Raw genomic sequence first — 21260 nt, forward strand, 5'->3', positions numbered from 1 at the left:
AATACCTATTATTATACACTATTCACTGTTGAAGCGATAAAAATAACCCAGCGAATTTGGAGATATTCGTTCCAGTCACTCTGCTAAGAGAATTTAGTAGCTAGTTTTTCAGGGCTAGAAAAAAGAATTCATAAAACACATAATCATGTACGAATCCAGGTTGGAATACCGTCATCCTCATCAAATTCAATGATGACATCTGTCACTCCTTTCATTCCATGAATTTTCGCTTCAATTCGATCCTTAATTTTCCCAGCTTGACCAACTGTGAGATTTGGATCAATCTCCAGCTTCATTTCAATATGGAAATCTTCCCCCTCCTTAACGGCATATAAAGTTTGAATATCTTTGATTTCCGGTTGCATTAATATAAATTTGGCGATGATTTCTTCAAGATCATCATCGGCTTCACCGAGAATTCCTTTTGCATTATCTAAAAAAACTCTCCCTACAACAAAGAACATCATACCCCCAATTAGAATGGAGGCAACGCCTTCTGCTGCATGGATCTCGGCAAAATAGGCCAACAGGATCCCGATAATTGCGATAATTCCTCCAAGTGTGGCAACGAAATCCTCCATAAAAACAAGTTTTGTAGCTGGCTTCGCCCGTTTTAAATGCCGAAAACTCGTCGGGATGATGGCTAATTTTTTTGCCTTAACATTCGATTCATGAAGCACCTCTTTCATCGCCTTAAAAAGAACATATGCCTCCAACAGCACTGCTACTCCGAGCACTAAAATATTCACGACAATTCCTTTTGATTCTGTCGGATGAAGAATATGATAATACCCTTCTTTTATCGTTTCATAGCTCATAATTCCAACAATAATGACCGCTCCAAGTAAAACCAAATTGACAAGGCGTCCAAAACCATTCGGGAAGCGATCCGTTGGCAATTTTTTACTTAATGCACTGCCGATATAAACGAAAAATTGGTTCGCTGCATCTCCCAACGAGTGCATCGTCTCTGCAAACATCGCCACATTTCCCGTAAAAAAATAGGCGCTTCCTTTTACAGCAGCAATAATCGCATTCACGACTGTCGCAATTAATGATGATTTATTTCCTTGCTTCAATAGACTGTTTCGTGGCTTCATCTGTTTCCTCCGTTTGGAATTGGCCTTATAAGTCAATCTAAGCTTTTTGCTCATTATAGCTCTCTGTTAATAGATTTTACTAAATACAGCTTATTTATTTTTTGTTTCAACAAATCGTGAAACTCCTCTCTTCGTTCTCATATAATGTACTATCTTTACTAGGGAGGTTGCCTATTATGATCCATACTGTAAAAGCAGGGGAAACATTATATCAAATTTCAAGAGACTATCGCACCCCTTTATCCGCCATCATTCAAGCAAATCCTCACTTAATTCCCGATCGGATTTATCCTGGCCAAACAATTGTCATACCTGGATTTCCCAACATTGACACGATACCTTATACGATCGATATATCGACTACTAATCGAATATTGACCTTGTTACACAACGGCGTTCAACAAAAACAATATCCGATAGCTGTTGGAAGAATGCTTCATGCAACACCAATCGGTAATTTTATCATTATCAATAAAGCACCAAATCCGGGAGGACCGTTTGGAACAATGTGGATGAGTTTATCAAAAGAACATTATGGCATCCACGGAACGAACGATCCAAGTTCGATCGGCAAGGCTGTATCTAGAGGATGCATTCGCATGCATAATCATGATGTTGAAGAACTGGCCCGCATTGTACCTATTGGAACACCCGTTTTAATACATCCTTGAAAATTAACCGAATAAGCTTTTCTCTGTAGTCAAGACTAAGGAAAGACAGGTGAATCGATTTTATATTGTACAATCGCCTAATTAAAAAACGAACAATATTACGTTTATTCATCTTTTATACGGCATTTTATGATTTTAAATTCTGAAAAAGCTAAATGATGTTCGTTTTTTAACTTGAAGTGCGCCATTATAAATGGATTCAGCAATTAAAAAGGAGAAAAACAGAATGATTTCATACGAGGATATTGTAAAAGCACATAATAAAATGAAAGGCATTGTCCATCTAACCCCATTGGATTACTCTAAAACTTTTAGCAATTACGCACATAATGATATTTATTTAAAATTGGAAAACTTGCAGAAAACCGGCTCCTTTAAGGTACGAGGCTCCTATAATAAAATGATCTCTTTATCTAAAGAGGAAACACAAAAAGGAGTTGTAGCCGCCTCAGCAGGAAACCATGCTCAAGGAGTAGCTTATGCAAGTACGATGCTCAATATTCCCTGTACGATTGTGATGCCAATAAATGCTCCATTGAGCAAAGTGCAGGCAACAAAAGAGTATGGAGCGAAAATTGAATTACAAGGTAAATCCTTTGATGATGCTCTCGCCTATGCACTGGAGCTAAGAGAGAACACAGGCGCAACTCTAGTCCACGCCTTCGATGATGATCAGGTTATGATTGGACAAGGTACTGTTGGTCTTGAGTTAGTCGAGCAACTACCCGATGTAGAAGCCATTGTTTGCCCGATTGGAGGAGGGGGCCTCATTGCGGGAATTGCTGCGGCTGTAAAAGAAAAGCATCCTCACATCAAAATTTATGGAGTAGAGGCAGGAGCTTGTCCAAGCATGGCGATGTCGCTCGTTGAAGGTCGACCGATTACCGTTGAAGCTGATCCAACAATGGCTGATGGAATTGCTGTCAAAAAACCCGGAATGGCCCCGTTTGAGCTAGTTCAAAAATATGTGGATGAGATATTTACTGTTAATGAATTGGAGATTGCCCGAACAATGCTCATGCTATTGGAAAGAAATAAGCTTCTTGTTGAAGGCTCCGGTGCTGTCGCCTTAGCCGCCATGCTCTATCAGAAAATTCCCGTCAAAAACAAAAAAGTCGTCTGCCTTGTAAGTGGTGGCAATGTAGATGTCAGTTTTATATCAAGGATTATTGAAAGAGGAATGGTCGAAGCCGGTAGATTTATGCGTTTCAGTGCCATTTTGAAGGATCAGCCTGGGAATCTTGAAAAAATATTGGGGATTGTTACTGCACGTGGAGGCAATGTTCTCGATGTTTCATTAAGTCATATTGGCAACAAAATTTATCCAAGCTATGCCCAGCTCTCCCTGTCAGTCGAAACCAAGGATCAAAAGCATATAGAAGAAATTACTCAAGCATTAAAAAATAAGGGATACGACCCAGAGCTGGGGTAATGGTTCAAAGTCGTATTAGTCATATTGCTCTATTGGCGTGCTTCCCATCAAAAGGAAAATAGTAGTCTGTCTTGTATATGTTGGCAAGGATAAAGCTCATCTATAAGAGATGAGCTAAGGGCAGACCGCAATGCTTACTCTCTTCGTTACTTTGTCTTGTAATTAGATGCATTTAGTTTAATCTGCACTCTGAGTTTCTTTATAAAGAAATTGATTTATCATTCGTTTTCGTTATATTTAACAACCGGTGATTTTTCCTTTTGCAACGCATCCATTAAATCAGGACCAACATTCAAATGCTCTTCTACTAGCTTTTTAGGAGTTAAGGCCATCCATTGATTCAATGAAACATCTTCAAAACGATTGCTCTTAAATATTTCCAAAAACCACAGGCTTTCAGTACCTATATTCTGAATGTAATGACCCATAGCAAAAGGTACGTAACCAACGTCCCCTGCTTGATAATTAAAGGTGCGGGCCTCCCCGCTTGCGGCAAAGACGGTCATTCGACCTGTCCCCGTTAAATAATACTGCCACTCATCATTGTTCGGATGCCAATGAAGCTCACGCATACCTCCCGGTTTAATTTCAACCAAGGCTGCCGCAATATTCACCGATGCAGGAAAATTTCTGGCATCAACAATACGGACTGAACCACCGGATGTTATTATTGGAGCTTGTTGATGCAAATGGTAGGTAAGATTTTGCGGAATCGCTCCATATGGACTTGATACCTTATCTGATTCAATTGACCCAGGCACCTCAGCCTGAAACATATATCTTTGTTTAGTGGGGATATGTTCAAATGCCCGTTCTGGAACACCAAAATTTGCGGAAAGTACATCCCTTGGTGTATGCGCAAACCAATCCGTAATCGTAAATGTACTCAACTCGGAAAAGTTTCCATCATCGAAAACCAGTAAAAATTCACAACCATCATCTAACCCTTGAATTGAGTGGGGAATTCCTGCCGGAAAATACCACAAATCACCTGCACTTACATCAGCAATAAAGTTTCTTCCGTTCTGATCCACTGCTGTAACTCGCGCCCTGCCTAAAATCATATAAGCCCATTCCGCTTGCTTATGCCAATGCATTTCCCGAACCCCCCCCGGAGTAAGACGCATATTCACCCCTGCGAGTGTTGTTGAAATTGGCAGTTCTCTTGCTGTAACCTCCCGCGACCAGCCACCATGATATAACTGCATATGGGTATCAGAAAAAGAAAATTTCAAATTCGGAATCGTTCCGGCATCTGTTTTAGGCGGTACAAACATATCAGGATTTTGAAGATCTCTCAACACATTTCTTGGTCCAAGATCGGTTGCGCCCGCTCCATCCTCTCTTATCGGCTGGGGAATATTCTCATAAGGATTCCTACTTGCCTTTTTTATTTTCGAGCACCTCTCTTTCAGGAAAAAATTATTCAAATTAATTTATGTTGCAAGGTTCCATTTAATGCTAAAATCGCTTAAACAAAGAAATAGCACATGGAGCCCATGTACTATCTACTTAAGTTTATAAAAGCTTACTACGATCACCCGAAAATTTCACTTTATTTTATCGTGCTTCAGTTTAGACTATCCCATATTTGCCGCTTTCATTACTTCCGATACGGAATATTCAATAATTCTGGAACTGTTGCAAACTCCAAGCCCTGTTCCTTTATTGCTGGAATAATTTGACGAAGAGCTCTCACCGTATTCGTCCGATCCTCATCCCAAGCAGCTCCATCATGCATGAGAATAATCGCTCCTGGATGAAGATTGCTAAGAATATGATAAGCAATTTGATTTGGCGGGGACTCATGCCAATCCAATGAATCAATCGACCAGGCAACAACTGTGTAATCCATATCCCTAAGCTGTTCTACTAACTCATTATATAAAAAACCATACGGGGCACGAAATAATTTTGTCCGATAAGCAATTAAATTGGCCAAGCTGCTCTCTGTTCGTGCAACTTCTCTTTCTAAAATACGAACATCTTCCTCTTCTACAAGATTCGGATGCCAATATGTATGATTTCCAATAATATGACCTTCTTCCAAAATTCGTTTCACAAGATCAGGATATGCTTCTGCCCTTGATCCTAACAGAAAAAAAGTGGCTTTTATTCCATTTTCCCTTAATATATCTAATATTTGCGGAGTAAAGCGTGGGTCAGGGCCATCATCAAAGGTTAAAGCCACCATTTTTGATGTTTGTGGTCCACTTAAAACAACCGTTTCTGGATATCTCTCCTGCAATAAATAATTGGAAACGGGATATCGTACACGCTCTTTATTTTCTGAGCCTCCTTCGAGTTGAGGTAATCCTTGCGGCTGTTGTCCTTGAATTAAATCTCCTTTAGCGAATAAAGAAAACATCAATACGAAACAGAATGATATCCATGTGAGCGTTGTTTTTCCCATATACTCCCGTTCCTTTCTCAATATAAAAATTTACAAAAAAAGTCATTTGCAATTAGTATCTTTATTGGAATATTACTTTATTCTTTTTTCTCAAAGTTGTCTTAAAACAATCTTATTGAATATGTGATCTTAACTTTGACTTGATGAACCGAGAAGGAAGATCTGCTTTCTCCAAGCGTTTCATCAAGTCAGGGCAAGCCTTCAGCCAGGCCAAAAAAAAGGTTTGCTTGTTAGCAAAACCTTTTTAACGAATATGTTAATATGTATTGGTTGCAGTAATTAATTTTCTACTAAGAGCAGACGACCGATTATTAGGCTAAAAAATTCATAATGATCATCAATCAATTACATAAACAGTTAGTTCTTTTTATGAGAAAACAGCAACTTATATTTTTTTTCATCAGCAGTATCACAATCCATTCTGATCATATGTCCGATGAATATACTGGTTTCCCCGTCTACCAATCCATTTAAAGAAACTCTAGAAATTGTGACCCCTTGAACACTAATATTTTTAACAAATCCAACTATATCATCTTGGTTTTCAGTTTCATCTATACAAATTGTGACAACTAAATTATTCTTTTGGGCAAAAATAAGAGTCTCTTCAAATAAATCTTTGGTTTTATTGTTTTTAACAAATGCTTGATGTTGTTGTTTCTGTAGATTATAAAGTAATTCCAGGTTTTTTTCATATTCCCCGTTAATATCTACCCTGAAAACATCTTCTATTCTCCTTACAATATAACCATCGTAGTTTCCGTCAGGTGCAACATGCTTCATAATAAAATGTTCAGATGTTATGAAGTCAATATAACCTACGGAACATTTTTCGGGCTCAATATAACTAGAATAGACAGAAACCATTACTCCTTCATTAAGTGAACGTTTTAATGCTGAAATGATAACATTCTCCTCCATGTTTATTCTCCTTTATTATTGTTTATTTTTTCTTGTTACTAGGTGAAAGAAGCGATCAAGAGCTTGCATTTATAATTAAACTGAGTATCCTTCTTTAAGTTCCGTCGTCATACATATAGCTTTGACCGTTTACTAAAAAAACGTTAGGAATCACCTAACGTTCAGATAATACTTTTATGCAAATCTCAATTCCTCTTTTCAAGTCAGCATGTGACCAGCTTGGAATCTTACCGTGCTGTATTGCAAGTTCATGGGATGCTGGAATATGGATAAATCCTGAAGGCATCTGTATTTGACGGGTCTTAGCATAATGTAGTCCCTGATACATCACATGGTTGCAAAGATAAGTTCCAGCAGTGTTTGAAATTTCAGCTGGAAGCTCCTCCTCTTTTAAACGATTGACCATTTGCCTAATGGGCAGTGTTGACAAATACGCATCCTGTCCATCACTTTCAATCACTTCATCTTCCAATACATTTCCACTGTTATCTGATTCACCATCGTTTATATTTATTGCAATCCGCTCCGGTGTAAGCTTATATCGACCACCGGCTAACCCCAATGAAATAAGGGAGTCTGGTTGTATCTTATCAACATGCTCAAGCAGGAGTTTTCCCGCTTTACGAAAGTCAACAGGAAGTACTTCACTTTGAATCTGATAATCGCCAACGATTTTTCCATGCAACTCCTCAACAATGCGCATTGTCGGGTTTATCGTAAAATTTAAAAATGGTTCAAAGCCAGTTAATAATAGTTTTCGCATCTCTCATAGCCTCTTTTCTAATAATCTCGATTAACAATATAATTCATGAAATGCTTTAAGAAAGAAAGATCACGCGGCATCTTCTCCAATGCTTCCATCGCGAGACAATAATGCTCCCACATCGCTTTTCTCGCCTCCGTCACTCCTAACACAGAAACAAAAGTTGCATTGTTATTTGCTGCATCAATTCCAATTCGTTTCCCAAGCAAACTCAGTTCCCCTTCCACATCAAGAAGATCATCTTTTATTTGGAAAGCAATCCCAGCATGTGAAGCAAATTTTTTGAGGGCCTCAACTTCCTCATCGCCTGCCTGAGCAAGAATAGCAGGCATGACAAGTGAAGCTTCAAACGCTAGCCCTGTTTTATGAAGAGATAAAATATGTAACTGTTCTAAAGATAGCGTCTTTCCCTTCGATTCTAAATCCATTGCCTGGCCATTACACATACTGGCAGTCATTTCAGAGGCATAACGAATCAATTTTAAAACTGTTTTCGCATCAAACTGGGTAAGTGAGGCTTGCTCTGTAATCGCCTTTTGCGTTAAAAAGAGTCCCGTTAATTCCGCAATAGCAACATTATATACTTCATGAAGTGTAGCCCTGCCTCTTCGTAAGGGGGCGTTGTCTTGAGCTGGCAAATCGTCAAAGATTAAAGAAGCTGTGTGCATATACTCTAATGATTTTAACAGGGGCATAACTGCTGCTTCCTCTAGGTTATACTCCTTCACCGCCATAAACCAGGCCATAATCGGTCTAAGCCTTTTACCATCTCCTGCTAAACTATAATTTACCGCTTCATGTATTGGTTCTTCAGTGATAGAATAATCGGGAATGACCAAAGCGTCTTTTAGACGAGTTCGCATTTCTTCCATAGCATTTTGAAATTCATTCTGCTCCTGCCGTTCAGTTCTTAAAGCCGCAATCATCTGATCGCGTAGCAATTTGTCAAAAAAATCAACCTCATCTGCTCTTGCAGCCATTTTTTGAATAAAGCGATTAAATTTCTGATGGGGAGAAGAAAAAAGGTTCATCACCTCTTCATATTTAGACGGACCAACTCGTTCTTTGAATCTCTTTAAACTATTGATTGCCCGATCAAGAATCACTTCACGCGTTTTCGCATCGGAATGATACACATCGTGAATTAAATAGGAAATGACCGTCCAATATAATTCGAACGGGTTAACTAAGTCCGGGCGCTCTTGATGATATTTCATATAATAGGTGTACGGAGTAACAGCTCCTGCCTTCCAATCATCGAACAGATCGGAAAAATCATCAGCAAGCTGATTGTAAATCCCATAATAAAAAGTACGTTGACCAAAGCCTTCGTCCAAGTTTGCACCAAGGACCGTGCGAACGATTAATCTCGACGAAGAAGATTTTAAAATAATCGGGATAAACAAATCCTCATTCGTATAATTGCGATTATTCAAATCCTTATTCCGATCGATTTCCTGTGACTGAAAAAAAACATATGATTGCTCAAAAAACTCATCGATCGTTGTTGAGCGCTGCTGCTTCTTAATCGCTTCAAAGGCCTCACGAAGCTCAGCATGAATATACTTCATTAAAGGCTCGGTTTCCTGCGTCCATTTGCCAAGTGCAGGCACCGTTCCGGTCGTTAAAGTAGTTCGGATCAATTGAGAATATTGCTTTTTCTCACTCGGTGACAGGACATCCGAATCGAGAAGATCATCAATAAACGGATAGGTTAACCCGTATGCGTAACCCATTTTAAGCGCTTGAGTCAATCGCTCCACCCTGAGCTCACCTATTACCTGCTCATTCTCGATCTCTTCTATTTCGTGCAATAGGACCCCGCCAATAATTTTCAATAATTTGCGTTGGGCATGTTCTGCATCCATTCCTTCAGGTAACTGCTTTGATACACGCTTAAGTTTATCGATTAGCCATATAACCGTTGTCTCTACTTTTTCTCTTTGTGCCCATCTATACAAGCCCTTCATGCTAAAAGGCTCTTCCTTCATTTTCCGCTCTTGCGTTAAATATTCTTTTAAAGATTCTACTATTTTCCTTACTCTTTCCTTTGTCTCCGGCGAATCAAGTGACTTCCCCAGATCGCGCATATAAATATAGGAAAGGCTCCGATCAAGATAAGAATCTAATTTCCCTGCTTCGTCCAGCCATTTAATATAGGATCGATACTCTCCAGAAACCTTCTTTTTTTGCTTTTTTGAGAAAAATGAAATAACAGAATGGTAACGAATATGGTCATGCTTCCATGCTTTGAAATCATTTATTAAAATAGAAACATAGGATTTTTGCTGAACTCGTTCGAGCAGCGACTGAAAATAAAGCGACGCTCTCTCCTCAGCTCTTTGATACGATTGTTCTACTTTCCTTTGCAGCTCTTCTCTCATAAACTATGTAACCTCTACTTTTCTAAATATCCTATGTTATTTTATTGAACTACCTCTTTAAAAATAACATCTTTTCCATCAGATAGTAAGTGAATCGGCTTTCTTATTGAATGTTCTCTTCGTAAAAAAAATTTAACATCCATTCGTTATTTTTTAATAATTATTCAATTGGACACAGTTTTGCTGTAAATAATTGCTCAAATTTTACATCACCCTCATTTTTTAGCAGTTTCTATTAACTGACTTTTTCCCATGAAAATGCACCCCAAAAGTTAGTTTTCATTCTAACCTTTGGAGTGCGGTACACATTGGCAAGACACCTTTCTAGTAGTTAACGTTATTATGTGCCACAAAATGTTTGGTAAGGTATATTAGACGGTTCTGGCTCTAAACAATACTCCTCATGCTCGAACGTATATTCATACGGTTTTTCCAATACCTTTAAGAGCTTATTCATTACTGTAAAATCAGCTTCTTTTTCTGCGGCATTCAACGCTTCTTCCACTCGATGATTTCGCGGAATAACTGCAGGGTTGCTCCTTTTCATTAATTGAATGGCAGATGCTTTTGATTCTTTTTGATGCTCAAGCCTTTCTTGCCACCGTTGATGCCATTTTGTAAACGATTCCTTTCGAAATAACTTTGATTCTTCAGGTTTTTCAAGAGTTAGGAAGCGAAATGTATTGGTAAAATCAGCTCGCTGTTCCTGCATCATTGTAAGTAAATCATCAATCAGCTCTTCATCAGCTTCTTCTGCGTTAAACAAACCTAATTTGGCTCGCATTCCCTCTAACCAATAATTATGGAACAAGCTCGAATAAGCGGAAATTTCATGTTGAGCAATGGCGACCGCTTCATCCTGATTTTCATGAAGGAGCGGCAATAAAGCTTCAGCAAATCTCGCAAGATTCCAGCCTCCTATGTAAGGCTGATTTCCATAAGCGTAGCGCCCTTCCCGATCAATCGAGCTAAACACCGTTGCTGGATCATACGTATCCATAAAAGCACACGGGCCATAGTCAATCGTTTCCCCACTTATCGTCATATTATCCGTATTCATAACTCCGTGAATAAAACCGACTAGCTGCCACTTCGCAATTAATTTCGCTTGACGTTTAATCGTTTCCTGAAGGAGAGAAAGATAAGGCTCATTCTCCAGAGCAATATGCGGAAAATGGCGTTGAATTGTATAATCTGCCAACATGCGTAGCTCGTCTGAACTGGCCCAAGCAGCGGCAAATTGAAAGGTTCCAACACGAATATGGCTTGAAGCAATTCGAGTTAAAATAGCACCTGACAATCTCGTTTCTCGAATAACGCTTTCTCCTGTAGCAACAACAGCAAGACTGCGGGTTGTTGGAATTCCCAATCCATGCATCGCTTCACTAATGATGTATTCTCGCAACATCGGTCCGAGTGCCGCTCTTCCATCGCCTCCACGTGAATAGGGAGTTCGACCAGAGCCTTTCAACTGAATATCAACACGTTCTCCACTAGGGATAAGTTGTTCGCCTAACAACACTGCTCTTCCATCCCCAAGCCGAGTAAAATGACCAAATTGGTGTCCGGCATAAGCTTGGGCTAACGGCTCTGCACCCTCTGGAATCTCATTACCGGATAAAAAAATTGCACCCTCATCACTGTTTAACAGAGTTGGATCAAGTCCTAACTTTTGGGCCAATAACTCATTAAATACCACTATCTTTGGAGAGCTGACCGGAACAGGATTTACCTGTGCAAACATCGATTCAGGTAGGCGAGCATAGCTATTATCAAATTTCCATCCTGCTTTCATCGCTTCTTTGCTCATGATTTCTCCTTTACATCTATGTCTTTTGTTTCAAGATTACCGAAGAATAAGGGGTTATGTCTATTTGTTTGCTTTTCTTTATAGTATGCTCATTATCTTTTTTTCAATATCTAAAAAAATCTCCCAATATCTTATTCAGGAGATTTCATTCTGCCCACTAAACACTTCATCCATACGGAATCACTTCCTTGCTTATAGAGTAATGCAGCATTTCCTACTTTCCTCGAACATTGCGTCTTATTATCTTTAAACGGAATTAATCAAGTACTTAAAAACGCACCAAAAACACTCGGCCCAAAAAGGATACGAGTGTTCTTAAAATTTTCAGTTATCCATTCACTTTCAACTTCTTTTTAAACTTCGTTGCAAATACTTCTAAAAGGATGGCCACAGCTAGAATAAAGAAGGTAATCGTTCCGATTTCTCTAATATCTAAATAGAAATTGCTCGCCATGAACATGTCAAAACCGATTCCTCCTGCTCCAGCTGCCGCTCCCATTGCAATGGCAACAGCAAAGTTAATTTCAAAGCGTAGGAATGTCCATGAAATCATATAAGTAAGGGAAGACGGAATCACTGCTTGAAATATGATTTGCCAAAAGTTTGCTCCACTTGCCTGCAAAGCTTCAATCACTCCCTTATCCAATTCCTCAAATGACTCTGAATAGGCCTTCACTAAATAACTGACAGAGTGAAACGTCATTCCAATGACAGCTGCCACACTGCCAAGACCAGCCGCAACAGCAAAAATTAAAACCCAAAGAACAGTCGGAACTGCTCTAATAAAGGCAACAGCTCCTTTAATAACAGCTGATACTCGTTTGGATGTTAAATTTTCGGCTGCCAATAAACCAAGGAAAACCGCAATTATGGCACCGAATAATGTCGTTAAAAAGGCGAGCCCTAATGTCACAAACACCTGATGGAGGGCATGAGTAAAGGTGAAATGCTTAAAATGCGGTTCCAAAAACATCGCTTTCATGTTCGCAAATGTGGCCAGCATCGCCTCTCCAATATCAAGCTCCTTGTAATCAAAGTTAAAAAAGGCAATTATCGTTAATAATACTAAGAAAAACATGGTAATGCGAATGACGATCGTTGATTTCGTCAAAGTTTTAATTTTAATTCGTTTTGTTGATTTTGAATTAAGCAATTGCTCTCCGGTGACGACTTGCTCATTTGCCTCCATTATAAAATCACCCTCCTTACATAATTAGATATTGATTCAATGAAGAGAATGGCGACGATAATGGTGATGACAACAAGTGAAGCAATATCGTAATTTAAGCTTTTGTAATATAAATTGAAAGTAAAACCGATCCCGGAACCAGTCAGGAGACCGATTAATGTGGCACTTCGAATATTGGTTTCAATCATAAAGAGGACCCAGCTAATCATCTGCGGAACACTTGATGGAATAACCGACTGAAAGATGATGGAGAAATAGCTAGCCCCAGTCGCCCTCAATGCTTCGACCGATCCGCCGCTCGCTTCATCTATCGTTTCCACAAAAGCTCTGGTCAAAAAGCCGAAAGAACCAAAGAATAATGCAAAATAACCCGTCAATGAACTTTGTCCAAAAGAAAAGAGTAAGATCATCGCCCAAGCAGCGACATCTATATTACGAAAAACGGTGGCAATTCCTCGACTTATACTTCCAAAAAAAGCGTTCACGCGAGTCGTATTCGAGCCCATAACCGCAAAAAATAAAGCAAAACTGGCTCCAACCGTAGTGGCAGCGATCGACACTAACAAAGTTTCCAGCAAGCTATTCAAAATTCCCGGCAGCCTTGATAACGATTCCTGCGTTGGATAAAAGTTGCCTAAAGCCCAAGTAACAGCCCGTGGTAGAGATTCAAAGCCTTTGACCAAATTATATTCCGTAATCACAATGGCACCGAACGTAATTGCCCCTAGAATCAGCAAAAATCCGAGCGAATTCCTTCTTTTTTTTGCAAAAAAATCAGCTTGCATGGATGCCTCCTATATCAAAAATCAGATCCTCAGCTTCCGAACCGTATATACGCTGAATATCTTCTTTTGTAATATCCTTCGAGCTCCCATTGAAGACGACCTGACCTTGATTTATTCCGATAATCTTATCGGAATACTTTAAAGCAACATCTACTTGGTGTAAATTAACAATCACTGTAATCCCCATTTGCGACGAAATCGTACGAAGATGATCCATAATCGTTTTGGCTGAGTTCGGATCTAAAGAAGCAATAGGTTCATCGCACAAAAGCATCCGAGGATTTTGAATTAGTGCGCGAGCAATGCCAACACGCTGCTTTTGACCACCGCTTAACTGATCTGCCCGCTTATAAATATGCTCTCCCAAACCAAGCATGGATAAAATTCGAACTGCCTGCTCCCTCTCTGCTTGATTATAAAGACCAAGAACACCAGCAATCGTTGATTTTTTTCCTAAAATTCCGTGTAGTGTATTCTCAATCACACTTAAACGATTGACTAAATTATAGTGTTGAAAAATCATGCCGATTCTTGTCCGAACCATTTTCAATTCTTTCTTCTTCAAGTTCATCACATTCATGTTATCAAAGGTTATTTCTCCGCCTGTTGCATCAATCATTCGATTGATACAGCGAAGGAGAGTTGACTTCCCCGCTCCAGATGGACCGATGATCGATACAAACTCTCCTTCATTGACGGTAAAGTTAACATCTGATAACGCCTTGGAATCATTTCCAAATTGCTTGGATACATGATTGACTTCTAATAAGGCTGTCATAGATTAACTCTCCTTATTCATATGATTATTTTGAAAGCTCACGAATCGGGTTAAACCAAGCATCCTCTACTTCCACTAAACGTTCGTCAGCTGTCTTACTAAATAATCCTGAGAACTCAGAATCCTCTGGTACAAACACTTTTTCATTATTGGCAATATCATCTGAAGTCATGATCTCAAGAAGCTGCTTTCGAAGATCATCACTAATGTTTTCCGTGTTAATGGCAAATGGGGCATTTAAAACCGGTGTAACAGAGATTAAAATAAATTCTTTTCCTGCCACTGTGTTAAATGGCTCAGCTGCATCGTCTTTTACTCGGTAAATCGCACCTGGACGATTCTCTTCTCCCTCAACAAGCTCTACATAGTTGTTCACACAAGTATCACAGAAAGCCGCAACATCCGCTTTTCCTGATAAAAGGTTAACCGCAGAACCTTGGTGAGAGCCTCCGTACAAAACTTCACTAAAGAATTTGTCTGAGCCGCCTTCTAATAGGTCATCAGCAGTTAAATCACTAAATTCCGCTTTTTCACTGAAATAATCAACAATTCCAGTTGAAGGAACTTTAAAACCTGATGTGGAGCTATTCGATACGAACGAGAATTTCTTCCCTTGAATACTGTCAATCGCAAAATCTGCACCATCTTTATATTGATCTGCATTATCGACTTCAACCGCTAACCAGCTATAGTAAACTGCATCATCTAAAGTACCGGAGGCACCTGTTGGAACCACCAATGGCTGAACTTTATCATTTTTGTTATTTGCTTCTATATAACCTTGAGCTCCTAAGAAAGCCATATCTGCATTTCCATTCGCAATCGCTTCAATTGCAACGATATAATCTGTTGTCGTTTGATGTTTGACCGTTTTTCCTGTTTTCTCTTCAATGACCTTACCAATTTCATCACGAGCCTCTGTCAAATCCGCACCAGATTCATTTGGCAACCATGCAATCGTAAGCTCGTCTTTATCTGATCCTCCAGAATTTGTTGAAGAGGAACAACCAGCAATGAATAGAATGACGAAAGATAGTAATAACAAAAACGATTTCTTCATTTTAAATCTCCTCACCTTTTAATTTATTTCCCTTATATACTATATCTAGTAAATGTCAATCTACCATTAACGCAATATTATGAATTGTTAAGAATCAGTAAAGCTAGCATGTAAGAAAATTCCGTTTTCCATGTTGTATTCCCGATCACATAGATCGTTCATAAATTCCAGATCGTGGAAAATGCCGAGCATCGTCGTACCTTCTTTTATTAATTGTTCAATAAGCTGCTTTACCTTAAGCTTTGAATCATGATCTAGACTCGCTGTCGGCTCATCTAAAAGAAGAAGGCGTGGCTTTTTCACCATTGCTCTAGCAATATTCAATCTTAATTTTTCGCCACCAGAAAAAGTAGTAGGGTAGCTATCCCATAACTCCTGCGCCAATTCAAAATGAGAGAGGATCTTTTCTGTTTCACTGTCTGCAAACCGTTGCTCTTCATTCATTTCCAAAATTGCCTGTGTTACAAGCTGCCTCGCAGTTGTTCTTGGCATCACATTTAAAAATTGCGAAACGTAACCTATCTCGTGTTTTCGCAAATAGAGCATTTGCCGCTCTGTCGCTTTCGCTAAATTGATAGCTCCAAACTTTTCAGAATGATACCAGATACTTCCTTCCTCAATGCGGTAAGTACCATAAATACATTTTAAAATGGTCGATTTCCCACTGCCGCTTTTTCCAGTAATTCCGACAAATTCACCTTCTCTTAGCTCTATCGCCACCTGACTTACAGCACGAATATGCTTGCCCAGATTGTGAAGTTTAAAAGACTTCGATAATCCTTGAATTTTTAATATAGATCCCACCCGCTTTCATCCTTCCTTCTTAAATCCGGTAATTTGTTTTTTGAATTAGTTTACCGTCAACAAAGACGCTTGTAATAACAGGAAAATCATCCGATATTTTTTCAATAATTAATAGATCAGCCTTTTTCCCTTCACAAAGGGAGCCGATGTCATGATCCATTTTGACTGCCTTGGCAGGATTAATTGTAACTAGCTTCATCATGTCTGCTAAATCGAGCCCATTTTTATCTACTAAAGTAAAGATAGAATGGAGCATCGCTGCTGGATAATAGTCACTGCATAAAATATCAATTGCTTGCTCGTGAATTGCTTCAGCTGCCCCTAAGTTCCCACTGTGAGAGCCTCCTAACAGCACATTGGGAGCTCCAGCAATGGTAAACATGCCGAGTTCCTTAGCCCTTTTCGCCACCTCGAGTGTAATCGGAAACTCGCTAATGCTAGTGCCAAAGCTATGAACGAGCTCTACTTTTTCAATCGTATCGTCGTCATGGGAAGCAACGGCAATCTGATGCTTGTGGGCGAGCTCGGCAATTTCCTTAATGTCTTCAATCGACAGCTTTTCCTTCGTCTGATGATTACGAATTAGCACATCAATCGATGTATCACTAAGGCTGTTATAGCCTCGCACTGTTTTGCGGTAAACCTCTAAATGACGATATTGGCCCTGACCTGGAGTATGATCCATAAACGATACTAAGTGAACTTTATTCTCGGTAATATAGTGTTTTAGATTGGCAATTTCCTCAACATTATCAATCTCAAATCGGGCATGAAAACGATGACGTACAAGATGCTTTGTATGGTGACTCCTCTCAATTAAATCGATAAATTTACGAACGTTGTGAGGCTCACGAATTGGCTTATAATCATAATCCGAACCTTTATAAAGAGAAAGGGAATGAAACATCGTTGTGATTCCATGGGTGATTAGCTCCTTTTCCGATTCTCGCAAACTTAAGTCAAAGTTCATTAGCGAAGTCGGCCGTGGAGCCGCCATATGTTCAATATAATCTGAATGGATGTCAATAAAACCTGGTGACACATAACCGCCACCTGCATCAATAATTTCAAGCCCTTCCAGAAACTTAATTTCTCCTCTTGGAGCAATCTTAGCGATCCGATCTTCCTCTATTAATAAATCATAGCCATGTAACACCGTTTCTTCGGTGATCAATCGACCGTTTGTGATGACGTACAAAATCCTTCCTCCTTAACATCCAAATTTTTCTACCTCTAAAGCAAGGAATGAACAAGCTGCTGTGTATATGGCTGCTGTGGATCCTCTAAAATCTGATCCGTGAGTCCTTGCTCGATCACTTTTCCTTCTAGCATCACAAGTGTCCGATCGGCAAGCATGCGGATAACGCCTAAATCATGGGAGACGAGAACAATACTAATGCCAAGCTCTCGTTGCAAACTTTTAATTAAATCGAGAACACTCGCTTGAACAGAAAGGTCAAGTCCTGTTGTAACTTCATCTAACAAAAGTAATGGCGGATGATTGGAAAGGGCTTTCGCAATTTGAACACGTTGCTGCATACCACCAGAGAAATTTTTCGGCGCTTCTTTTCTGCGGTGCACGGGGATGTGGACTTTATTCAACAGTTCAGTTCCTCTGCTTTCCATCATCCCAACATGGTTATTGCCGGCAGCTATCAGCTTTTCTGCTATATTGCCAATCGAGGAAAAATTCATCCGTAAACCTAATAATGGATTTTGATAGACCTTCCCCATAATATGATTGCGAATATAGCGTTGCTGCTGGGAAGATTCTTGAAATAAATTCTTCTCCCCATTTTCATAGTCACTAACGTATGCCTCACCACTCGTCACTTCCTGATCAAAGTAAAGACATTGCATTAATGTTGATTTCCCACTGCCGCTTTCACCGACAATTCCTAAAACCTCTCCTGGAAAAACATCAAAGGAAACATTGCGACAGGCGTATACCGTTCCGCAAACTTGACAATAGTTTTTTACAAGACTGGAAGATTCCCCACCTCGACACTTTAAACAGCCTGGCCCATATTGCTTATTCAAATTTTTCACCGATAAAACCGGCACCTCAAAATCTGTCATTTATTTCACTCCAACGGAATTTAATTTTTCGAGACAATTGCTCGTGTCATTACATTGATAAACGGTTTCATCCGTTAATTCATCCACAAGCTCATCCAAAAAGACGTCAGTCTGCCCGCATATGCGGCAATGTTTATCAGCAAAAATTTCCGCTTGAAATAGGTAGTCCTCAAAATCTAGTGAAACCACCTTTGTATATGGAGGAACAGCGTATACCTTCTTTTCACGTCCTGCTCCTAACAAGATCAAAGCCTCATTTGCATTCATTTTTGGATTATCAAAACGGGGAATTGGACTAGGCGCCATCACATAGCGATCATGAACAAGAACTGGATGATCGGCACCTGTTGCCATACCCCCATATTTCATAATCTGTTCAAACAGCATCAGCCATGCTCCACTATATTCTTTTTCCGCATGGAGCTTTTTTGTTTCCGTTTCACTTGGCTCATAATAGCGTAGCGGCTCCGGCAACGGAACCTGCAAAACCAGGATTTGCTCCTTTGTTAAAGGCACCTCAGGAATGCGGTGCCTTGATTGAATCAAGGTCGCCTTAGAAGTGTGCTCGGTTACCTCCACTCCTGTCGTATTGGAAACAAGCTTCTTTATATTGACGGCATTAACCGATTCGTCTGAACCTTGATCGATTACCTTTAGAACATCTTTCATTCCTATTAATGAAAGTGTTAATTGCAGACCACCGGTTCCCCAGCCTCTGCCAATTGGCATCTCTCTTGAGGCAAACGGAACTTGATAGCCAGGAATGGCGATCGCCTTAAGAGTCGCTCTACGAATCTCTCGTTTTGAGCCCTCATCAAAAAAAGCGAAATTATAGGTTGTATTCACCCGTTCTTCACCTCTTCTCTTGCTGCTTTTCTCGTTTTTCTCACACTGTCCAATTTTGATTGGAAGGTTACATAATGGGGCATCTTCAAATGTGAAATAAAGCCTGTTGATTCAACAGAATCAATATGATAGAGCACAAATTCTTCATTATGACTTGGAAATTCTAAATTTGGGTGCTCAAGACAATGATCCAGAATCCCCATTGCAATTGCTTTTGTTTCATTTTGTCCTAAGCACAGACCATAGCCGATTTCGAACTCCATCTCTTTTTTCCCATACTCTTTTTCAACAGTGAAGGGCATAAGCATTTCTACTTCCGTGGCCTTAACGCCCCCAATATAATAGTCATTTTCCACATCATTCTCCTCCGAGGCTGGAGGAGCAACTGTTACAGGCAGCTTCCCCACTCGCAGTTCCCCTACTGTTGGATGCAAATCACCATAGCCACGAATAACCGCATAAGCAAACGACGTCACAGCCCCCGTTTGTCCTCTCGTTAACACCTGTAACCGTTGGCTTCGAGTCGAAGGGAATTCAAGGCTTTCTCGCGTCACATCATCCGGCTCTCGATCGTTGTTTTCACATGGAGAAATGAGACCTTCTTTTCGTAAGTAATCAAGCACTTTTGGCAGTTTCAGTTCTCCTGATAGCTCCTGATCAGATTTTTCGGATAGATAATGATGCAACCATTCTTGAACACTATTATCCGTTTCAGTCATTAATTGAAAATCAAGAAGCCTGTGTGTATAATCAGTTGTTGCTCCGAGAATTTGTCCACCGGGAATATCTTTAAAACTGGCGGAAATGCGGCGCTCCACTTTCATATCCTGGGACTCTATTACCTTTGAATAATGCTTTCTTGGAACGGTTGAGCGAAATGCCCTTAATAAAAAGACCGCTTCCTCTGGATTTCCTTCAGCCTGCTTAATGGCTAGAGCTGCAAGCGCTTCGTCGTAAAGGCTGCTTTCAGACATAACCTGATCGATAAGTCCACGCATTCCTGCTTGTATTCTTCCCACTTCAATCGTTTGCCCTCGTTGGATCCGTTCATATTTGAGGCGCTTTATCGATTCCTCAATCGCAAGTGTGCCACCCTTAACTGCTACATATCCCATTAAACAATCACCCTATTTATCGTAATTTGTGTTGTTCGCGGCAACGCAAGAAGCTGTTGGCGACGATCGATAAACATTAAATCCACTCCAAGTGGATACTCCTTGTTTTTCACTTGACGCTCTGCCAGCCACTCGCTTTCCGTCTCCACATGGACTTGCTCTTCGCTTTGAATGCCTGGCCCCGTTAACTTCAATGTTGAGGTATTGGTAATTTCATCAACTTCCGCAAAAATCGTTGCAGAATCATGCGGATTTTTTAATGTGCCATGTTTAGCTCTTTCAATGGCGCCCTTTAAGGCAGTTTTCTCTGCATCCGCCAAAACAAAGATGTAGTCTGCTTCCTCTATAGCAGCTGGTCGCGCATTTGTATACTGATGGATCAATTTTGAAATCGCTGCTTCTCTTTTTGAGAAAACTTTAAATGTTACTTCTTGATCAAATAACGTGAACGCCAAGAGAAGAAATGGCCTTGCCTCGTTCTCCTCAATTAAGGCCGCTTCCTTCGATAAATCAGCCAATTGCCCAGGTCTTGCCATCGCATCAACAAGCTTCCGATACACTGTTTGAATATCGTGAACCATATCTAGCTTCACCTTCTATTCCTCCTTATGAAACATCCATCGTTTCAAATTGAACCTTTGTTTTCAATATTGACTGGTCTTCTAACTTTCTCGCCTTTAAAATCTTTTCTTCCTCACTTTCTAAAAGCTTGCTCCATTCGTCAGTTTCTGCTAATTGTGCTTCAATGGCAGCATCGATAATAGCTAATTTATAAGCAAGGTCCTGTTGGTCGCCAATAACAATGCCCATTCCAACCACCCCTTCTACCTGAACCTTGCACTCCGTCACAAAAGCCTCTCCTAGATAAAATAGTGATTTCTTTGAGGTCTCTCTCACTTTCATCATCACTAAACCATGCTCTGGCTCTTGAATCACCTTTACCCGATAGTTGTCAGCAATGGTTTGAGCCAGTTGTTCTACTAGCGTTCGAGAGCCATTGATTAAGATTTCCGTTCTTCGTCTTCTTTTCATCTCAGGGCCTCCGTCTATGTATTGATTTCACATCTTAAATCTACCTTGTTGCCAAGTAAGTGAACGTAAAAGAATCAT

20 protein-coding genes are annotated in these 21260 nt (G+C 39.9%); 2 read left to right on the forward strand and 18 right to left on the reverse strand.

Annotated features, from left to right (window positions below; translation table 11 throughout):
- Window positions 1–143: 143 nt before the first annotated feature.
- Complete coding sequence (locus NST02_RS21750; RefSeq protein WP_137742988.1) at window positions 144–1100, reverse strand: cation diffusion facilitator family transporter; 957 nt, start codon at window positions 1098–1100, stop codon at window positions 144–146.
- Between the two features lie 176 nt (window positions 1101–1276).
- Between NST02_RS21750 and NST02_RS21755 the strand changes: the two genes are divergently transcribed.
- The gene (locus NST02_RS21755) at window positions 1277–1771 is read left to right on the forward strand and encodes a L,D-transpeptidase family protein (RefSeq protein ID WP_095308811.1); all 495 of its coding nucleotides are present in this window, start codon (window positions 1277–1279) and stop codon (window positions 1769–1771) included.
- 226 nt (window positions 1772–1997) lie between these two features.
- Window positions 1998–3203: a threonine ammonia-lyase gene (gene ilvA / locus NST02_RS21760; protein WP_095308813.1), complete on the forward strand. Its 1206-nt coding sequence runs from the start codon at window positions 1998–2000 to the stop codon at window positions 3201–3203.
- A 218-nt stretch (window positions 3204–3421) separates the two neighbouring features.
- Here the strand turns inward: ilvA and NST02_RS21765 are convergent, their stop codons facing one another.
- The 17 genes from NST02_RS21765 to phnG form a co-directional block, all read right to left on the reverse strand.
- Entirely contained in the window at window positions 3422–4597 is a 1176-nt protein-coding gene (locus NST02_RS21765) for an oxalate decarboxylase family bicupin (protein ID WP_212934251.1), read from the reverse strand.
- A 209-nt stretch (window positions 4598–4806) separates the two neighbouring features.
- The gene (locus tag NST02_RS21770) at window positions 4807–5616 is read right to left on the reverse strand and encodes a polysaccharide deacetylase family protein (protein ID WP_095308815.1); all 810 of its coding nucleotides are present in this window, start codon (window positions 5614–5616) and stop codon (window positions 4807–4809) included.
- A gap of 357 nt (window positions 5617–5973) precedes the next feature.
- Window positions 5974–6537 (reverse strand): hypothetical protein, encoded by a 564-nt coding sequence (locus NST02_RS21775; RefSeq protein ID WP_095308817.1) that lies wholly within the window; start codon window positions 6535–6537, stop codon window positions 5974–5976.
- 154 nt (window positions 6538–6691) lie between these two features.
- A complete protein-coding gene (locus NST02_RS21780) occupies window positions 6692–7300 on the reverse strand; it encodes a pyroglutamyl-peptidase I (protein WP_095308819.1) in 609 nt (202 codons plus the stop codon).
- Between the two features lie 17 nt (window positions 7301–7317).
- Complete coding sequence (locus NST02_RS21785; RefSeq protein WP_095308821.1) at window positions 7318–9684, reverse strand: polyprenyl synthetase family protein; 2367 nt, start codon at window positions 9682–9684, stop codon at window positions 7318–7320.
- A gap of 340 nt (window positions 9685–10024) precedes the next feature.
- Complete coding sequence (locus tag NST02_RS21790) at window positions 10025–11494, reverse strand: protein adenylyltransferase SelO (protein ID WP_095308823.1); 1470 nt, start codon at window positions 11492–11494, stop codon at window positions 10025–10027.
- 328 nt (window positions 11495–11822) lie between these two features.
- The gene (locus NST02_RS21795; protein ID WP_137742991.1) at window positions 11823–12683 is read right to left on the reverse strand and encodes a PhnE/PtxC family ABC transporter permease; all 861 of its coding nucleotides are present in this window, start codon (window positions 12681–12683) and stop codon (window positions 11823–11825) included.
- On the reverse strand, window positions 12683–13468 hold the full coding sequence (locus NST02_RS21800; protein WP_095308827.1) for a PhnE/PtxC family ABC transporter permease: 786 nt from the start codon (window positions 13466–13468) through the stop codon (window positions 12683–12685). The genes NST02_RS21795 and NST02_RS21800 overlap by 1 nt, the downstream gene beginning before the upstream one ends.
- Entirely contained in the window at window positions 13458–14246 is a 789-nt protein-coding gene (gene phnC / locus NST02_RS21805; RefSeq protein WP_095308829.1) for a phosphonate ABC transporter ATP-binding protein, read from the reverse strand. The genes NST02_RS21800 and phnC overlap by 11 nt, the downstream gene beginning before the upstream one ends.
- A gap of 25 nt (window positions 14247–14271) precedes the next feature.
- Window positions 14272–15306: a phosphate/phosphite/phosphonate ABC transporter substrate-binding protein gene (phnD, locus tag NST02_RS21810; RefSeq protein ID WP_137742992.1), complete on the reverse strand. Its 1035-nt coding sequence runs from the start codon at window positions 15304–15306 to the stop codon at window positions 14272–14274.
- Between the two features lie 87 nt (window positions 15307–15393).
- Window positions 15394–16110, reverse strand: coding sequence for a phosphonate C-P lyase system protein PhnL (locus NST02_RS21815; RefSeq protein WP_137742993.1), 717 nt, complete (start codon window positions 16108–16110; stop codon window positions 15394–15396).
- 19 nt (window positions 16111–16129) lie between these two features.
- The gene (gene phnM, locus NST02_RS21820) at window positions 16130–17308 is read right to left on the reverse strand and encodes a phosphonate metabolism protein PhnM (protein WP_095308835.1); all 1179 of its coding nucleotides are present in this window, start codon (window positions 17306–17308) and stop codon (window positions 16130–16132) included.
- Between the two features lie 35 nt (window positions 17309–17343).
- Window positions 17344–18189 (reverse strand): ATP-binding cassette domain-containing protein, encoded by an 846-nt coding sequence (locus tag NST02_RS21825; RefSeq protein ID WP_095308837.1) that lies wholly within the window; start codon window positions 18187–18189, stop codon window positions 17344–17346.
- Window positions 18190–19035 (reverse strand): alpha-D-ribose 1-methylphosphonate 5-phosphate C-P-lyase PhnJ, encoded by an 846-nt coding sequence (locus tag NST02_RS21830; protein ID WP_095308839.1) that lies wholly within the window; start codon window positions 19033–19035, stop codon window positions 18190–18192. It abuts the gene before it with no gap.
- Window positions 19032–20150 carry a carbon-phosphorus lyase complex subunit PhnI gene (locus tag NST02_RS21835; protein ID WP_095308841.1) on the reverse strand — a complete coding sequence of 373 codons (1119 nt, stop codon included), beginning with the start codon at window positions 20148–20150 and terminating at the stop codon, window positions 19032–19034. The genes NST02_RS21830 and NST02_RS21835 overlap by 4 nt, the downstream gene beginning before the upstream one ends.
- Window positions 20150–20743 carry a phosphonate C-P lyase system protein PhnH gene (phnH, locus tag NST02_RS21840; RefSeq protein ID WP_095308843.1) on the reverse strand — a complete coding sequence of 198 codons (594 nt, stop codon included), beginning with the start codon at window positions 20741–20743 and terminating at the stop codon, window positions 20150–20152. The genes NST02_RS21835 and phnH overlap by 1 nt, the downstream gene beginning before the upstream one ends.
- A 13-nt stretch (window positions 20744–20756) precedes the next feature.
- On the reverse strand, window positions 20757–21182 hold the full coding sequence (gene phnG, locus NST02_RS21845; RefSeq protein WP_095308845.1) for a phosphonate C-P lyase system protein PhnG: 426 nt from the start codon (window positions 21180–21182) through the stop codon (window positions 20757–20759).
- Window positions 21183–21260: the final 78 nt, after the last annotated feature.

The organism is Robertmurraya sp. FSL W8-0741 (assembly GCF_038004005.1).
In the GTDB taxonomy this organism is placed as follows: domain Bacteria; phylum Bacillota; class Bacilli; order Bacillales; family Cytobacillaceae; genus Robertmurraya; species Robertmurraya siralis.

What these genes read in the sequence shown, in the direction of transcription:
- NST02_RS21750 (WP_137742988.1), bottom strand. Translation starts at nt 1,100, where the DNA reads ATGAAGCCACGAAACAGTCTATTGAAGCAAGGAAATAAATCATCATTA.
- NST02_RS21755 (WP_095308811.1), top strand. Translation starts at nt 1,277, where the DNA reads ATGATCCATACTGTAAAAGCAGGGGAAACATTATATCAAATTTCAAGA.
- ilvA (WP_095308813.1), top strand. Translation starts at nt 1,998, where the DNA reads ATGATTTCATACGAGGATATTGTAAAAGCACATAATAAAATGAAAGGC.
- NST02_RS21770 (WP_095308815.1), bottom strand. Translation starts at nt 5,616, where the DNA reads ATGGGAAAAACAACGCTCACATGGATATCATTCTGTTTCGTATTGATG.
- NST02_RS21775 (WP_095308817.1), bottom strand. Translation starts at nt 6,537, where the DNA reads ATGGAGGAGAATGTTATCATTTCAGCATTAAAACGTTCACTTAATGAA.
- NST02_RS21780 (WP_095308819.1), bottom strand. Translation starts at nt 7,300, where the DNA reads ATGCGAAAACTATTATTAACTGGCTTTGAACCATTTTTAAATTTTACG.
- NST02_RS21785 (WP_095308821.1), bottom strand. Translation starts at nt 9,684, where the DNA reads ATGAGAGAAGAGCTGCAAAGGAAAGTAGAACAATCGTATCAAAGAGCT.
- NST02_RS21790 (WP_095308823.1), bottom strand. Translation starts at nt 11,494, where the DNA reads ATGAGCAAAGAAGCGATGAAAGCAGGATGGAAATTTGATAATAGCTAT.
- NST02_RS21795 (WP_137742991.1), bottom strand. Translation starts at nt 12,683, where the DNA reads ATGGAGGCAAATGAGCAAGTCGTCACCGGAGAGCAATTGCTTAATTCA.
- NST02_RS21800 (WP_095308827.1), bottom strand. Translation starts at nt 13,468, where the DNA reads ATGCAAGCTGATTTTTTTGCAAAAAAAAGAAGGAATTCGCTCGGATTT.
- phnC (WP_095308829.1), bottom strand. Translation starts at nt 14,246, where the DNA reads ATGACAGCCTTATTAGAAGTCAATCATGTATCCAAGCAATTTGGAAAT.
- phnD (WP_137742992.1), bottom strand. Translation starts at nt 15,306, where the DNA reads ATGAAGAAATCGTTTTTGTTATTACTATCTTTCGTCATTCTATTCATT.
- NST02_RS21825 (WP_095308837.1), bottom strand. Translation starts at nt 18,189, where the DNA reads ATGACAGATTTTGAGGTGCCGGTTTTATCGGTGAAAAATTTGAATAAG.
- NST02_RS21835 (WP_095308841.1), bottom strand. Translation starts at nt 20,150, where the DNA reads ATGGGATATGTAGCAGTTAAGGGTGGCACACTTGCGATTGAGGAATCG.
- phnG (WP_095308845.1), bottom strand. Translation starts at nt 21,182, where the DNA reads ATGAAAAGAAGACGAAGAACGGAAATCTTAATCAATGGCTCTCGAACG.